This is a genomic window from Paenibacillus sp. FSL L8-0470 (genome assembly GCF_038008625.1).
Classification (GTDB): domain Bacteria; phylum Bacillota; class Bacilli; order Paenibacillales; family Paenibacillaceae; genus Paenibacillus_AQ.
The window spans coordinates 3745658-3761392 of record NZ_JBBOZM010000001.1 but is presented as its reverse complement, the minus strand read 5'-3'; the positions used below and the strand labels follow the sequence as shown (position 1 = coordinate 3761392).

Below are 15735 nucleotides of genomic sequence, written 5' to 3'. Positions count from 1 at the left end.
TGGCTTTCCTCTAGGATACAGAACAAGGCGAACTCCTGTGAGTTCGCCTTGTTCTAATGTTCAGCCTAATTTATGGATTGCAATTTTATAGGACAGTAACTCCCCGCCTTCACAAAAGAACGATAAACCCAATGCGTCGGAGGAAGGATAGATCAAATCCGTTATCGCGAGGATTCCATCGTTGGCAAAGACTTCGACGGATGACCGGTCTACTATAAGTTGAAATTTCACGCACTGCTGGCTGGACTGTAATTTTGCTTGATGTCTACCCGAAAAAGCCTCATGAAAATCAATATTTCCGGAACGAGTACGATCGATAAATAAGCTTTCTTCTTTAACGGAGTAACCGACGACTGTTGCCTCCTGGCCCGAGGCTCTGATCTTGAAGCCTATAGAATCCACGGTCGCAGTCCATTTGAATTCGGCAACAAGCTCATAGGTTTCTAATTCCATGCCTTTGCAAATTGAATCGAGCTCAGCAGAGGAACTCCCTTCCGATTCAATCTGAGGCACCCGGATAGATTCCAATTCATTGACGGGATGCTGAATCAATGTAATACAGCCGTTCCTCGTTTCCAAAGTCAGTACCCTTGGAAATGTCATGGCTCCCCTCCATCCTTCAGTTGGAGTTTCGCCTGCATATTTCCAATTGTTCATCCAGCCGATATAAATCCGGCGTCCATCTTCAGCCGAGACGTCAGACCAGCTTACGCCAGCGTAATTGTCCTTTCCATAATCGATCCAGCGAGTCGTTTGAGAGGATTGATCCGGTATGAAAGCTAACCCGTCAAAGTGTCCGGTGAAATACTGGGTTCTAGACCCTTCCGGAATATGTGGCTCATTTCCAATACTCACGAACATGACCCATTTCAATGCCGTCTCCTCTCCGTCAACGGGTAATGCAAATAAATCCGGACACTCCCAAACACCGTCATGCGAACCCATCCCTTGCCCAAACTCGCTGCTGAAGCTCCATTCTTTCAGGTTGGGAGAACGGTATAAACAAACGGTTTGACCACTGGCAACAATCATCACCCACTGCTCAGTTTCTTTGTGCCAGAACACCTTAGGATCCCGGAAATCAATATGCTTATCCGAAGTAAGGACGGGATTCCCTTCATACTTAATCCAAGTTCTTCCCTCATCTCTACTGAAGGCAATACTTTGTTTCTCTATTGAAATCCCTCCAGGAGAATGGGCGTGATGCGTGAAAATAGCGACAAGACCGGGTTCCCCGTCAAAGAAACCGGTTGAATCGTTCCAATCCACCACTGCACTACCTGAAAAAATCATTCCCAGCTCATCGGATGCAAGTGCAACAGGGAGATGCTCCCAAGTGATCAGGTCTTTACTCACTGCATGTCCCCAATGCATCGGTCCCCAACTGGTTCCATGAGGGTGATGCTGATAGAAGAGGTGGTATTCCCCCTTGAAATAAACCAAACCATTCGGATCGTTCATCCAATTCGCTGGCGGACTAAAATGGAACTTGGGTCTGTATTTCTCTGCTTGTATAACTTCAGATGACATCTCTTCTCTCCTCATAACTTAGTTTTATCTCTATAACGTACTGGTCTTATCGAAACAATGAGTTCTGTTTTTGACAGAACTCATTGTTGTTCAATATTCTCTTAACGTGTTACTTATCTAACGACTGCTGGATCTCTTTCGTGACCTGATCGCCGCCTTGAGATTTCCACTTGCTTACGAACTCATCAAATGCGCTGATTGGAGCTTGGCCTACGATAATTTTGGAAAAGGTTTCATACTCCAGCTTGCTGAGATTCGACCAACGTTTTTCCATTGTTTTGGTTTGCTCATAGGTTAAGGTGTTTATGAACTGGAATTTACCTTCCACGTACGGCTTCAAGCCTACGCCAAATGCCCAAACCGTACCGAAATCGTCCGCTTTTGCTCCGGAGAAATCCCAGCCCGAGATGCTCATATTATCAAATGGTTCCGTTTTGGAAGCGATAATCTTACTGAATGCATCATCAGTGTAAGCATCGAAGTCTTGGAAATACGTATGAATCTCATCCGCTGTCTTTTTGCCTTCGAGATAATTGGTTGTCTCTTTCAGGACCATGGCAGGACCATCAGCCATGGAGAAGGTTTGGTACATCGGGAATGAAGCATCTCCCAGTACCTTTTGCTCTGCCGGATCAACATGTTTGTAAAGACCATCTTTGTAAATATTAAGCATTTTGATAACGGCTTCAGGGTTTTTGTTATCCTTACTGATGACTGTAAAGGTACGGGCAGCGTTGCCTCCCTTCGCCAAGTAGATTCCATCACTGCCGGAGGCCAGTGAATAAGGCTGCCAGTTCGCGGTTTTGTCATTCTTCCAGCTGTTTCCAAGATCACCGAACGGGAACCACCAAGGACCAAAGAACAACCCTGCCTTATTGTTCGACACCAGTTCTTCCGTCTTCGAAGTGAGCATGCCTTGTGAAATCAACCCTGCCTTGTACATATCGGCTAATTTCTGCAGTGCTGTTTTAGTTTCAGGCACAATGGATCCATAGACAGCCTTACCTTCACTGTCTTTGACCCAGATGCCTGGGAAGGAATTGAACGCAGCGAAAATTTGATCAAAGTGATAAGCGAAGTTAGAATTCGTCATGTCTTGATATAATTTACCGTCAATCGAAGGACCTGCAAGTCCAACCGAATCTGCCTTTCCGTTTCCGTCTGGATCTTGCTCAACGAAAGCTTTTGCAACGGCTTCCAGCTCTTGCAAATTCGTAGGCGCTTTCAATTTTAATTTATCCAGCCAGTCTTGGCGAACCCACATCACGGACAGGAAATCCGGCATTGGGTTTGAGGAAGGAATGGCATACATTTTACCGTCTTCTTTAACTAAGCTGTCAAAGAGTTCTTGGTTAGACTTGTACACTTCTTTTGTTTTCGTGCTCGCATATTTTTCCCAGACTTCGGAAATGTCCATTGCTAAGCCTGCTTTAACGATCGCTTTGTATTCTGTATAAGTCAGCTCGGTCAAGTAATCCGGAATTTCTCCGGTTGCGATCCCAAGATCAACCTTTTGGTGATAATCTGTGCCTGAATTAGATGCGGTAAAAGCATTTTTAATTTCAATATTGAATTTTGTCTTCAGCATTCTCGTATACGCATTGTCATCTACGTCTTGGCCGTCAGGGTACTTCTGGTTCGGATCGAGCGGGACTCCTCTTGTAAGTGTGGTTAACTGAGGTTGTTTTCCAAGAGGTTCTGCCGGTACTTCTGCAGCACTATTCTTTGAAGTAGAATTAGAACTGTTTTCCGAAGAAGACTTGCCATTGTCAGCATTTCCAGTACACGCCGTGAGAGACCCCATGAGTAGCAAAGCGAACGACAAAGTTGCAGCATAAACCTTTTTGTTTTTCATCTGCATATAACTCCCCTTTTGTTTTTTATGTTCAAGGATTTCTCCTCGGACAACATCCATAAACTACAAGTTAACCTTTTACGGAACCAAGCGTGATGCCTTTCACGAAATATCTCTGCAAGAACGGGTAGATTATCAGTACAGGAATCATCGCTACGAAAATTTTGGCTGCATTCAACGAATCGTTATTCAATTTGGACAAACGATTCATTTGCTCAAGGGACATGGAAGCCATTTGCTGCAGATTAGTGGAAACTACGAGTTGCTGGATATAGGTTTGTAACGGATAACTTTCTTCACGGGTGGAGAGAACCATGCCTTGGAAGAAGTCATTCCAGTATCCCACCATGGTAAACAAAACAACGGTAGCCAGTACGGGTTTTAATAGAGGTAATAATATGCTGAACAGGTATCTCCAAGGACCAGACCCATCTATCTTGGCTGCTTCCTCCAGCTCCTCCGGCAAATTCTTAACGAAGTTCATAATCAAGATCAAGTTGAATATCGGGACTCCACCACATAATACTAATCCCCAGATGTTATCGATCAGATTATATGATTTCAGAGTAATGAACCAAGGAATCAACCCGCCGTTAAAGAGCATGCAGAATACGAATAGCCACATCAGAAGGTTGCGTCCCGGAAAAAGCTTACTCGACTTTGATAAAGGATAGGCAGCAAGTACTAATGCCAGCATCGTGAAAGCGGAGCCCAAAATAACGCGTTCGAACGATACAAATATTGCTCTAAAAAACTTAGATTCGGACAGAATCACTTGAAATGAATACAAGTTGAATCCGATAGGATAAAAAAACACATTGCCTGCCTGGACCGCCGCCTTGTCACTCAGAGCGATCATTAGGCAATACCATATGGGTACTAAGCAAAGCAGTGTCATTAACAAAAGGAATACTAGATTGAAAATGTCGAAAGCCCTCGACCCCAGTGATCTGTTTTCTACCAACTTTCTCCCTCCTAGATTAGAATATTCGATACCCTAAAAGCTTCTTGGCTAACAGATAACCGTTAACAATAAGAATAAAGCTGACGACCGATTTCAATAATCCGACCGCTGTACCCAAGCTGAAGTCCAAATCTTGTAAACCGGCGCGATAAACATAGGTGTCGATAATATCACCCGTGCTGTACACCAGCGGATTATATAAGTTGAACACTTGGTCGAAACCAGCATCGAGAACGCTGCCGAGTGACAAAATGGCTAAAAGAACAACGGTTGTGCGGATTCCCGGCAAAGTAATATGCCATAATTTTCTCCAGCGGCTTGCCCCATCAATACCTGCCGCTTCATAGAGAGTACCGTCAATGCCTGCTAAGGCAGCCAAATAAATGATAGAGTTGTAGCCGAAGTTTTTCCACACATCTGAACCGATAATAAATCCTCTGAATAAACCAGCCTGCTGGAAAAATTGAACCGGTTCAAATCCGAACATTTCCAACACCCGGTTGAATGGGCCATTGAAGCCAAAGATTTGAATCATGATCCCTGACAAAATAACCCATGATAAGAAGTGCGGCAAATAGACACTAGTTTGAACGAACTTAACCATGTATTTTTGGCGAAGTTCATTAAGCATAAGAGCGAAAATGAGAGGAATGAGCAAATTCCCTGAAATTTTCCCCAATGCTATGATAAGCGTATTGATTAAGGCCTGACGCACATCGTCTAACTCAAGCATGTACCGAAAATTCTCTAATCCGACAAATTCTGAATGAAGAAAACCGGCACCCGGATTATAATCCTGGAAAGCCATTACAACTCCGAACATAGGAACGATTTGAAACATGATCAACCAAACCAAAGCCGGAATGAGCATGAACCAATAATGCTTGATTTCTGAATTTTTCTTTAGCCTTAATGGCATATTTTTCAGTTTAGACCCCACCACTAAGTTTCCTCCTTTATGCATATTTAACATATAAAGCACTTACATATATTGTCACATTCGCTATAAGAACAACGTTCTATAGCGAATATTGTAACCTTAAGTGGTCCCGCCTTTTCTGAAGGTTACCGGTAGGCGGTAGAGATCCTTATGAAGCTCCACGCCCTCTACTTTTTGGATTAGTAGACGTACTGCCGTCCGGGCCATTTCTTCAACAGGTTGTACAATGGTGGACAAGAAAGGATAAAACAAATCTTCTTTCTGAATTCCGTCATAACCTACTACCTTCACGTCTTCAGGAACATGGATTCCGTGTTCCCGTGCCCGCTTAATATATCGAGCCGCCAGCATGTCACCATTCACAAACACCCCGTCAACTTCTTTATACTGTGCAGCCGTTAAGATCTGATCAAGATGGGGGTTCAATAGATCCTCGTCGAGATCAGGAATTTCATAATCGGCTTGGGGCAGTCCCAGCTCCTTGGCAGCATCCATAAAACCGACTTTTCTCAAATCCACTTCGCCCCGGATTGACGTCGCAATATAACCTAGGTAAGCCGGATGCCGTACCCCTGCCTTGTGCAACTCTTGTAACGCGATACGCCCGCCGTTATAGTTATCCGAGGTGACGCAGGAAATCTCATCTTTGAAATGGCGGTCTATTGAAACCAGCGGGATGTCTTTGACAACACTATGTTCGATATCGTTGTAAGTAATGGCTATGATCCCTGCGACCTTATTCTGGTTCAGGATATCAAAATAATATATTTCTTTTTCGGGCTTGCCCTTGCTGTTGCAGAGAATCAATTTGTAGTCATGACGATCCAATTCATCTTCAATATAGTAGGCAAGCTCGGAAAAGAAGGGATGCCTTATTGTAGGAAGCAAAAGTGCAATCATCATAGACTTCTGCATCTTAAAATTTCTTGCCACCTCATTTGGTACATAATTTATTTCTTTGATCGCAGCTAGTACCTTCTCGCGGGTTTCCTGTTTGACTGAAGGGTGATTGTTAATGACTCTGGAAACGGTCCCAACTGCAACGCCGGCAATATCAGCAACCTCCTTAATACTAGCCATGTTGCACCTGCCTTTCTATTTGGAAACGTTTCATTCACTAAATGAAACGTTTCATTTACTTGTTGGATTTATTCTATCACCATTTTGGAAACGTTTCAATAGGATATTTTATTTTTTTTAATGCATCAAATATCTGCTCATTTGCCTGATGGGCAGATTAAAAAGCTTCCCGTCTTGCGGCGGGAAGCTTTACTTAAGACCGCTATAATTTTGTGATCTCGGTTTGCATCTAAGCTAAATGTCCGTTCCCCCTACTCGTCTCAGCTTGCTTGCCCCATGAACTCCCTGAAGTCTTCAACGATTTCTTTGGATTTGGTGTGGTGTAAATAATGCTCTGCATCGAGTTTTATGACTTTTCCACGTACAGAGTCTTTGGCCTGCGCTTCATGTAGTGGTATCCAGTTTTCAACAGATTTATTATCTGCTTGGATAAACAATAGAACGGGAAGATTTTTCGGGAATTTCAACTGTTGAGCCGCTTTAAAATTAGAAGAAATATTTTTCATTTCATTTAAGGTAGTGTCATTATTATTATTTTTATTTGCAATCATTTTCGATTGCTCTACGGTGTGAGCATCAAAGGGTAACGAAGCATAGGGGTCCTCCCCTACTTTTTTGATCAATCTTAAGAGACCGGATTTATTGAGGAATTTAAACGTTTTTAATGGGAATCCAGCATCCATTCCGCCTTGGGTTGGCACACTGTTATCGATTCCGATAAATGCATTTACTTCGTTTGGATATTTGTTAACATAATTCAATCCGTAAATACCTGCAATGGAATGGCCCATTAGCGTAAACCGGTCAATATTGAGCTGCTGCAAAGCTTCATGGACTTCAGTTGCCATATTGTCTGCGGTCCGCTCCTTATCGGTTTCATCACTTAATCCATAGCCGAACGGCTCAACCACGACAACTTTGTAGAACGGAGATAGTTCATCTACAAGCAGCTTAAAATCAAGTGCTGGAGCTGCTGTTCCAAAACCCGGCAGGAGCACGACTGTCTCTTCGCCTTCCCCTTGGATCAGCACATTCATATGTTTTCCGTCTACAGATACTAACTGGCCATAAGGTTCTATTTTCCCTTGTTCAATTTTGTTACAAACCAGATTAACGATAAAAACAACGGCTAGAAAAAGTACCATTAATCCTGCTAAAGCTCCTATAGATTTAAGGATTATGCGAAGTGGTTTGCGCATCCTTTTTTTTGTACCCTCTTCTTCTCGTTTCACACTCATCTTCTCCTGTCCTTATCTGTGTATTGGACTGCCTTAAGCGGGCCGTTATTGCAAAGCTTACATGACAAACATGTACTCCTTGTAACGGCAATGTGAACGGAGTATGAACAAACAAAATAAATGCAACGACGTAACATGCAAGGATGCTTGCACATGAGTCGTTGCATGGAGAATGAATCAAATTAATTAGCTGTTGTGCTTACCATGACTGGACTGGAATTGTCCCTTCTGCCGACGGACTTGATCACCAGGTTATATTGTATCTCTGGATTTAAATGCTCGATAACGGTGCTGTATTGCGTCGTTCCCGGCTTTACCGGCACATAAAGGCTCCAATACTTGCTGATTTTATCATCCTTTTCATAAATACGGAATCCCCTTATCTGTTCTTTGCTGGTCAAAGGCGTTTTCCAGGTTAATGTAGCCTTGGTCCCTTGAAGTTTCACCTTGAGTTCCTCCGCGGGAGCCGGTTTGGTGTCCGTTCGTTTGATGCCGTAATGATCGTATACCTTTAACCCGTTTTTTCCATAGCCACTCTTTCCTTCATCTTCTACAGCAGCCGTATAGGCATCAAACTTTAGAATTTGAGCTGAAACCGACACATCCGTAAACATTTTTTTCTCGGGTTGCTTATTTACTGCTGCAAAAAAGTCGTCATACGGTTCATTTTTGTAATAAAACTTGTTTCCAAAAGCATTGGGCATCAAATACACCGTTCCCTGCGGATTAACAACGTTGCCTGCCTCATCCTTCTCCAGCTTTTTCGGATCAATAACCTTATCCCCATACATCTGGAAAGAACGCATATACATATGATCGTGAGCCTCAAACACCATATCAATGCCAAGCTCGTCAAAGACTGGAATCAGATTCTTTCTGAAAAATTTAACGCGATCCCCTTCCCATTGTGCAGAATTATCACCGGATGCGTAAGGCGCCTTGTGAAATGCAACGAATTTCCACTTCTTATCAGACTTAGCAACTGTATTCCGCATCCAATCAATCTGGTTCCAGAACTGCTCATGCTTCTCATCATCCCAGTTCACAGAGCCATCTTCATTCAGCTTTCCGTCAAACTGAGAGTTGTATACCATATAAAGAGCGTCCCCATATTCAAAAGAATACACCGAGCCGTCATGCGTTGCTTCCACCACTTTCCGGGGCAGATTGAAGTGGTTGTAAAAGTTGTTATTCGGCGTTGTTTCATCCCCGTCCCAATCGGACACCTCATGTCCGCCAAGCACAGGAACGAAGGGTACTTTCATCAGTGACTGCTGTGCGAGCCCGAGCATCCACTGCCACTGCTCCTCCAGGTCACCGTTGTCGACCAAATCGCCGGCATTAATCAGAAATTTGGGGTTACCGATATGTTCATTTGCTTTGTTGAAGGTATCTGCCCAGGGTTCAAAACCCGATTTGCTTGAAGCCTGCGAATCGGAGCCGACAATAAAACGATAAGGCTGTGAGGTCGCCGTATCGGTCTCAAATGATCCGATGGAGCTCCAAACCGAGCCGTCACCCACTCTAAAAACATATTTGGTTCCCGGCTTTAATCCGTTTGCGGTTGCTTTATGGCTGAAGAACTTTTTCTTCTTTCCGGTCGTTCTGTCGCTCTTGGTCATATAAGTTGAAATTTCCTCAGAAGATCCGGTAAATTCGAGAACGCCATCATTCGGAAATTCGTTTCCGGTTCCCACTGCGATTTCAGCAGTTTGAACTTTTGTCTCCGCTGAGGAATCCGTGTACCATGCGAATGACATGCTCGTTTTGGTATCGCCGTTGAAAGTCATATTGATAAGAGTTGGCTGAGACGCGGATGGTTGAGTCGTAAAGCTCCATTCGACCTTACGGATCATGGGAGAGCCGTCTATTCCTTGGACCGCGGTTTTTGGAATGGAAACTCTGTACATTTTCCCTTGACCTAGTCCGCCATGCCCGATGCGCAAGGTCGTTTGGTTTATGACCTCAGCGGTAAGGGTTGGAACAGGCTGATTCTGGTCATCTCGAATCGTGATGGCCTCTTGATTCATCAGCTGTATTGATTTGTTGAATTTAACCTCAATCGGAGCCGTCACGGATACTTTTCCAGCTCCATCTCCAGGAGAATGAGACTTATCAATTGTCGGCGTTATGGGTGTTTTTCCAGGGATTAGATCACCCGTCACACGAATATTCCGGATTTTGCTGGACCCGCCTTCACCAATGCCTTCCGGATTATCTTTGGAGTTCGTGGCCAGATTAGAATTGACCAGCCAGCGGATATACAGCAGTTCCTTGTCGTCTGCGTTCGGCAGAGACAGCTTGCTGAGCTTACAGGATTGACCCGGACAACTGTAGCTTGAAACGGTCTTCATCTGAACAGTACCTCCCGGCACGTCGGTCCATACTGTCCGGTCCAAACTTACCTGTATTTTGAAATCGTTAGGACCGGAACCGGAGGAGCTTTGTTCTGAGGATAATTTGATATTCTTGTAGGCAGATGTAGCAAGGGTTGCCAGCCAATACTTTTTGCCCGCACCTTTGTCCCAGCCCTGATAGCTGATATCTTTAGCTTTGCTGTCGAAGTTTTCGAAATACCCTCCAGCCTGTTGAAGGCTCGAGGAAGACATGTACTCTCCTCCGGTGGCTGGGTGGCTTCCTGCTTCTCCTTTGTTTTTGAACACCCATTCGGCGATTACGCCTTCTGCAGCAGCAGTTTCCTTCTGTACAACAGAGGCTTGCTTGGGCTTGCCCGTCACGGGGCCGGCCAGTGAGTCTGCCGGGAATGACCAGGGGATCAACAGAAGTACCAAGAACATAAAGAATAGTTGTTTCGGATTACTTCCTCTCTTTTTCTGGATTTGCATGGTTTTGCAGCCCCTTTCCCGTTCAAATGAACGGATTCGCTTGAGGATTCATTAGGAATCCCGCTTTCTTGAATATATCCCATGCCCGCCTCAGGATTCTCAGAGAATCTTATTGAAAAACCGCCGTTTTCAACATATCTTGCTGTTAACATTTTGTTTAACAATTCAAACCGCTTCGGCTACAATGAGAATATCATTAAATTACCGGAGTGCCGGAGAGGTGTTTGATATGAACTTTTTTCATTCTGATCCCTTTTATATCAGCCGAGAAAGTAAATCCTATTCCAGCATTCCTTCATTCCACTATCATGATGCTTATGAAATTCTGTATATTGTCTCGGGCGAACTTCATTATCATATCGGAAGCCAGCCGTTTCAGCTTGTGGGCGGCTCCATGCTGCTCATCCGAAAAAAGGACGAACACCGGCTGATCAATCCCAATGGTGCAAAATTCGAGAGAGTAACACTGCTTTTTAAAGAAGAGTTTCTAGGCGGGTTGTTGAGCGGGGACTTGTCATTTCATCCGTTGTCCGCTTTCCAATCCGGTTCTGGCTCCCTCCGGTTAAAGGGTCAGGAGCAAGGTTATGTCGAAGCGATATTTGCAAAGATGGCCGCCGAGTCCGCGAATGAATTTCCGGAGTCTGGTTTCTATCTCAAAATCCTTTTGTCCGAGCTTTTAATATACATACACCGCTTATTAAACAGCGGACGTCCGTATATGAATTGCTCCACCAACCAGGTTTATCAGCGTATCTCCCATATCACCCATTTCATCAATCACCACTATGATCAGCGCCTGACCTTGGAGGAGCTCGCGGTCCGTTTCCATGTCAGTCCCTCCCATCTTAGCCGGACCTTCAAGGAATCAACAGGGTTTACCCTCATCGAGTATGTGAACCATGTTCGAATCAAACAAGCCTGCCATTTATTGAAAGAATCCAATTGGCAAGTTTCAGCTATTGCCGAAAGCGTCGGCTTCGGGAATTCAACTCATTTTGGCCGGACGTTTAAAAGCATCATAGGTCTCTCTCCCTTGAAATTCCGCAAGAATCCGCAGGCGGGATACATGGCCGTAAAACAACAAAAAGCCTGAATTCCATTAAAGGAGTTCGGCTCTTTGGGGGGATATCACCATCTAATTCACTGATATCCCGAATCAGTTCTGCTGAAGGAGTGGTCATAATTATAACAATGAAAGGAATCTTTCGCACATGACAAGAGAAGTGAAAAAGCAATTGAATGAGGGGCCTAGAATTCGAAGAGAACAAGAATTGGTATCAAAAATGATTCGTATCTATTGCAGGAAAAAACATCATCAAACGGCCTTCTGTGAGGAATGTCAGGAGTTAAATGTATATGCGAGGAACAGACTTTCGCTCTGTCGATTCGGTGAGGAGAAGACGGCTTGCGCAAAATGTCCTATCCATTGTTACAAACAAGATTACCGTCAAAAAATCAAGGACGTAATGCGTTATTCTGGTCCATGGATGCTGCTGTATCACCCTATTGAGTCCATTAGGCATATTCCAATCCCAGGCAAAGGAAGAAAATAGCCCAGTCTGGAACTATGTATTCTGGCAAATGCTCCAGATCAGCAGGCGGTCCGAATAGGCTGCCGAAGGAACTCGGCAGCCTACCGCCTTGTGCTAGGTTACGATGTAGTATGTTCCGCATCATACTCGCTGGAAAGCTCTTTCAGCGACTTGATTTTACCATGGGGGTGCTGGTCCTGCTTTCGGGATTTCCACCCAGCTTCTTTTCTTTGCTTCTGCTGGCTCATCTCGGGTAGCCTCCTCTGGAAATGCATCATGTATACTACAGTAATAGGATGCTGAATATTCCGTTTATTCATACGTGTTAGTTTGTTTTCATATTTGATGCTCTTGTTAATCCTGATTCAAAAACGTCCGGGTCCGCTCCAGCTGCGGGCTGCCAAAGATCTGCTCCGGTGTTCCCGATTCGGCAATTTCCCCGTTATCCATGAAGAATACACGGTCCGCCACATCGCGGGCAAAGTTCATCTCATGCGTGACGATAATCATGGTCATGTTCTCGTCCGCAAGCTGGCGGATGACACGCAGCACCTCTCCGGTCAACTCGGGATCAAGTGCCGAGGTCGGCTCGTCAAACAGCAGGATGTCCGGGTTCAGCATCAGCGCTCTGGCGATAGCTACCCGCTGCTTCTGTCCACCTGACAGCATAGAAGGGTACACCTCCGCTTTATCGGCAAGGCCTACTTTGGAGAGCAATTCCTTACTTTTCGCGGCAATATCCTGAGTGCCCTCCCGCTTCAGCGTTCGTGGAGCAAGCTCCAGATTCCCCCGTACGCTAAGGTGAGGGAACAGATTAAAGTGCTGAAACACCATGCCCATGGTCGCGGTAATCTCCCTTATATCTGCATTGCTGGAGTATTTTCCGTTCTCTACCAACGGTTTGCCATGGATAAGGATACTTCCGCCGGTAACCTCCTCCAGATGAACAAGACTGCGCAGCATCGTACTTTTTCCGGAACCGGAAGGACCGATCACTGCCACGACTTCTCCCGGTTTCACATCAAAGGTAATCTTCTTCAGCACATCGAGGCTGCCGAAAGATTTCTGCAATTGCTTAACTTCAATCATACTACTCATAATTGGACAGCCCTTCTACTCAAATTTGAAACGTTTCTCCAGTGCCTTGAAGAACAGCGTTAGTATTAATGTCATCAGCAAATAAATAACGCCAGCAACTACAAATGGGGTCACCGTAAAATCGCGGTTCACCGCCGTCTTCGCGTAATTCAGCAGCTCCGGTACAGCTACGGCATAGAGCAACGCAGTGTCCTTGACCAGAGTAATGGACTCATTGGCTACCGCAGGCAATGCAACCCGGAACATCTGGGCAAGAATTACCTTGCGAAGGGTCTGCCATTTGCCGAGCCCGAGAACCTTGGCCGCCTCATGTTGTCCTTTATCAATCGAGAGCATCCCGCCACGGAAGATCTCGGCAAAATAAGCACCATAATTAAGGATGAAGCCAAGACTGGCCGCAACGAAGCGGTCCATGACCAGATATTCCCCAATGACCGGAATCTGCGGCAAGCCGAAGCAGAAGAATAGCAGCTGCAGCAGTAGCGGAGTTCCGCGCATGACGTAAATATAAGTGTGCGCAAGCCAGGCTAGCGGTTTGATTGAGCTCTTGGCCATCAGTGTGACCAGCATCCCTAGCGGAATGGACAGCACGATGACAATCAGAAACAGTAAGGCAGTCGTCCGTGCACCTTCAAGCATCGGCCCGGCAATTTTAATAATGTAATCTATATTCATATCTTCAACCGACTCCTAAAGGAAACAATCTAGTTCAGTACTTTGTTCTCGCCAAACCATTTCGTTGAAATTTCAGCAGCCGTTCCATCACTGCTTAGTTCATCCAGAGCCTTTTGCAGCTCAGTAAGCAGTGCTTCATTGCCTTTCTTAATCCCGATGCCGTATTGCTCAGGAGCCAGTGATTCATCCAGAAGCTTGTAAGTACCGGTCTCCTTAGACATATAATATCTAGCCACCACTTCGTCGATAACCACTCCATCCAGGCGTTTCGACTTCAGGTCCGTCAGGGCAAGCACATTGTCCGGGAATTCGGATACCTTGTCAATCTCTGCTTTGATTGGACTGGCATTCAGGGCATCGGCAGCCGACGAAAGACTCTGCAGTCCGACTTCTTTTCCAGCCAGATCATTCAGCTTCGACAGCGCTGAATCCGCCAGCACGACTACAACCTGGCTGTTCTCCAGATAAGGCTTGGTAAACAATACCTTCTCTTTGCGCTCGTCTGTTATGGTGTACCCGTTCCATATCATATCAATGCGTCCGCTGTTCAGCTCCGATTCCTTGGCCGACCAGTCAATTGGCTGGAAGGTGATCTCTTTGCCCATTTTCTCGGCTGCTGCTTTTGCATAGTCAATATCAAAACCGACAATTTCATTGTTGTCATCTCTGAAGCCCATCGGAGCAAACTTATCATCTATACCGATCACCAGTTTGCCGTCATCACCTTTTGAACCGGAGCAGCCTGCGATCACTGCAATTGCCATAGCTACGAATAAAATTAATAATCCTTTTCTCTTCATCTCTCTAATCCCCCTAGTAAATGACACACTGTATGCTTCGCTTTAGCTCATTAACACGTTATCAGTTTATCATGATAACATATCATCTGAGCGGCGTCGATAGAGAAGAGAAACACTTCTGTGTCAAACAAGTGAAACGGCTACCGTCATCTAAGGACGGTAGCCGTTTCAGCGAGAAATACATTTTACAAAAATACCATCGCCTGTATTTTCAGGTGAATGGCTTAAAATAGTTTACAACGACCTCACGGAATTCCAGAGCAGCCGGTGAAATGTAACGGCTTTTGTGCCATAATAATGCGATCTCACGCGCCAAGTCATGATTTTTCACTTGGAGATAGTGAATCTGTTCCCTAGAATTCCTTGCCGTGCTTGGTATAAAAGCGATGCCGATTTCTGCCTCCACAAGGGCACTTAGCCTTGCTGGTTCATCCCCCTCATACACATATCTAGGTTCAAAGCCAACAGATTTGCATACATTGTCCACTAAATCGCGGGTACCATAACCTCTCTTTACACCGACAAACTCTTCATCTCTCAGTTCTGTCAAGGAAATGCTGCTTCGGTCTGCCAGCCGATGCCCTTTGGGAACCGCTACTAGAATGGGGTCAATGAAGACTATTTGGCATTCAATCTCCTCCTCCTCTATGGCAGGTGAGGACAAGCAGAAATCGACTTCTCCGCTGTGAAGAAGCTTAACCATTTCATGCGTGGTCAGCATTTGTACATGAAATTGGACATTTGGCCGCTTTTTTCGAAACTCCCGAAGGATATTTGGCAATGTGCTCGCGGCAGTCACCGCAAGTTCAAGAGTGCCTTGTTCCGGGGAGGAAAGATCATGCAGCTCCTGCTTTCCCTGTTCCAGTTCAAACAAAGCCCTTTCTGCCCTGCGGAGGAATTGGTTTCCGAACTCATTCAAGCGTAGCTTCCTTCCTATCCGGTCGAATAACGGGACTCCCAGATCTTCTTCCAGACGTTGAATCGTTTTGCTTAATGAGGATTGGGTAACGTGCAGGGTCCGTGCTGCTTCGGTCACATGCTCCAGCCGGGCTACTACGAGAAAATACTGCAGTTGAAGAAGTTCCATTTCATACCCCTCTCATTCCTTCTAGTCTATGAAATCATAACATAAAAGGCGTTGGAATAAATAAACGATCTCAAGTACGATGATATCAAT

Annotated in this window: 14 protein-coding genes; 2 read left to right on the top strand and 12 right to left on the bottom strand. The window is 45.1% G+C overall.

What is annotated here, in order from left to right; genetic code table 11:
• Positions 1-60: 60 nt before the first annotated feature.
• The 7 genes from NST99_RS17020 to NST99_RS16990 form a co-directional block, all read right to left on the bottom strand.
• Positions 61-1530, bottom strand: a complete 1470-nt coding sequence (locus NST99_RS17020; protein WP_341093260.1) for a glycoside hydrolase family 32 protein — start codon at positions 1528-1530, stop codon at positions 61-63.
• A 109-nt stretch (positions 1531-1639) separates the two neighbouring features.
• Complete coding sequence (locus tag NST99_RS17015; RefSeq protein WP_341093258.1) at positions 1640-3445, bottom strand: hypothetical protein; 1806 nt, start codon at positions 3443-3445, stop codon at positions 1640-1642.
• A 10-nt stretch (positions 3446-3455) separates the two neighbouring features.
• Positions 3456-4349 (bottom strand): carbohydrate ABC transporter permease, encoded by an 894-nt coding sequence (locus NST99_RS17010; protein WP_445744971.1) that lies wholly within the window; start codon positions 4347-4349, stop codon positions 3456-3458.
• A gap of 16 nt (positions 4350-4365) precedes the next feature.
• Entirely contained in the window at positions 4366-5268 is a 903-nt protein-coding gene (locus NST99_RS17005) for an ABC transporter permease (protein WP_340899813.1), read from the bottom strand.
• A gap of 120 nt (positions 5269-5388) precedes the next feature.
• Positions 5389-6369 (bottom strand): LacI family DNA-binding transcriptional regulator, encoded by a 981-nt coding sequence (locus tag NST99_RS17000; protein WP_341093254.1) that lies wholly within the window; start codon positions 6367-6369, stop codon positions 5389-5391.
• Between the two features lie 260 nt (positions 6370-6629).
• Positions 6630-7607 (bottom strand): alpha/beta hydrolase, encoded by a 978-nt coding sequence (locus NST99_RS16995; RefSeq protein WP_341093253.1) that lies wholly within the window; start codon positions 7605-7607, stop codon positions 6630-6632.
• Positions 7608-7789: 182 nt separating this feature from the next.
• Complete coding sequence (locus tag NST99_RS16990) at positions 7790-10405, bottom strand: fibronectin type III domain-containing protein (protein WP_341093252.1); 2616 nt, start codon at positions 10403-10405, stop codon at positions 7790-7792.
• A 232-nt stretch (positions 10406-10637) separates the two neighbouring features.
• Between NST99_RS16990 and NST99_RS16985 the strand changes: the two genes are divergently transcribed.
• Positions 10638-11546, top strand: a complete 909-nt coding sequence (locus NST99_RS16985) for an AraC family transcriptional regulator (RefSeq protein ID WP_341093251.1) — start codon at positions 10638-10640, stop codon at positions 11544-11546.
• Between the two features lie 118 nt (positions 11547-11664).
• Positions 11665-12006, top strand: coding sequence for a nitrous oxide-stimulated promoter family protein (locus NST99_RS16980; protein WP_341093248.1), 342 nt, complete (start codon positions 11665-11667; stop codon positions 12004-12006).
• Between the two features lie 98 nt (positions 12007-12104).
• Here the strand turns inward: NST99_RS16980 and NST99_RS16975 are convergent, their stop codons facing one another.
• From NST99_RS16975 to NST99_RS16955, 5 genes are all read right to left on the bottom strand, one after another.
• Positions 12105-12233 carry a DUF6254 family protein gene (locus NST99_RS16975; protein ID WP_231578275.1) on the bottom strand — a complete coding sequence of 43 codons (129 nt, stop codon included), beginning with the start codon at positions 12231-12233 and terminating at the stop codon, positions 12105-12107.
• A 106-nt stretch (positions 12234-12339) separates the two neighbouring features.
• Positions 12340-13083 (bottom strand): amino acid ABC transporter ATP-binding protein, encoded by a 744-nt coding sequence (locus NST99_RS16970; RefSeq protein WP_445744970.1) that lies wholly within the window; start codon positions 13081-13083, stop codon positions 12340-12342.
• A 15-nt stretch (positions 13084-13098) separates the two neighbouring features.
• Positions 13099-13758: an amino acid ABC transporter permease gene (locus NST99_RS16965; protein ID WP_341093247.1), complete on the bottom strand. Its 660-nt coding sequence runs from the start codon at positions 13756-13758 to the stop codon at positions 13099-13101.
• Positions 13759-13787: 29 nt separating this feature from the next.
• Positions 13788-14558 (bottom strand): amino acid ABC transporter substrate-binding protein, encoded by a 771-nt coding sequence (locus NST99_RS16960; protein WP_340898263.1) that lies wholly within the window; start codon positions 14556-14558, stop codon positions 13788-13790.
• Positions 14559-14769: 211 nt separating this feature from the next.
• Entirely contained in the window at positions 14770-15645 is an 876-nt protein-coding gene (locus NST99_RS16955; protein WP_341093245.1) for a LysR family transcriptional regulator, read from the bottom strand.
• Positions 15646-15735 lie beyond the last annotated feature (90 nt).

Bases quoted from the DNA above. Each gene is read 5' to 3' on its own strand.
- NST99_RS17020 (WP_341093260.1), bottom strand. From the start codon at position 1,530: ATGTCATCTGAAGTTATACAAGCAGAGAAATACAGACCCAAGTTCCAT.
- NST99_RS17015 (WP_341093258.1), bottom strand. From the start codon at position 3,445: ATGGATGTTGTCCGAGGAGAAATCCTTGAACATAAAAAACAAAAGGGG.
- NST99_RS17005 (WP_340899813.1), bottom strand. From the start codon at position 5,268: ATGCCATTAAGGCTAAAGAAAAATTCAGAAATCAAGCATTATTGGTTC.
- NST99_RS17000 (WP_341093254.1), bottom strand. From the start codon at position 6,369: ATGGCTAGTATTAAGGAGGTTGCTGATATTGCCGGCGTTGCAGTTGGG.
- NST99_RS16995 (WP_341093253.1), bottom strand. From the start codon at position 7,607: ATGAGTGTGAAACGAGAAGAAGAGGGTACAAAAAAAAGGATGCGCAAA.
- NST99_RS16990 (WP_341093252.1), bottom strand. From the start codon at position 10,405: ATGTTCTTGGTACTTCTGTTGATCCCCTGGTCATTCCCGGCAGACTCA.
- NST99_RS16985 (WP_341093251.1), top strand. From the start codon at position 10,638: ATGAGAATATCATTAAATTACCGGAGTGCCGGAGAGGTGTTTGATATG.
- NST99_RS16980 (WP_341093248.1), top strand. From the start codon at position 11,665: ATGACAAGAGAAGTGAAAAAGCAATTGAATGAGGGGCCTAGAATTCGA.
- NST99_RS16975 (WP_231578275.1), bottom strand. From the start codon at position 12,233: ATGAGCCAGCAGAAGCAAAGAAAAGAAGCTGGGTGGAAATCCCGAAAG.
- NST99_RS16970 (WP_445744970.1), bottom strand. From the start codon at position 13,083: ATGAGTAGTATGATTGAAGTTAAGCAATTGCAGAAATCTTTCGGCAGC.
- NST99_RS16965 (WP_341093247.1), bottom strand. From the start codon at position 13,758: ATGAATATAGATTACATTATTAAAATTGCCGGGCCGATGCTTGAAGGT.
- NST99_RS16960 (WP_340898263.1), bottom strand. From the start codon at position 14,558: ATGAAGAGAAAAGGATTATTAATTTTATTCGTAGCTATGGCAATTGCA.
- NST99_RS16955 (WP_341093245.1), bottom strand. From the start codon at position 15,645: ATGGAACTTCTTCAACTGCAGTATTTTCTCGTAGTAGCCCGGCTGGAG.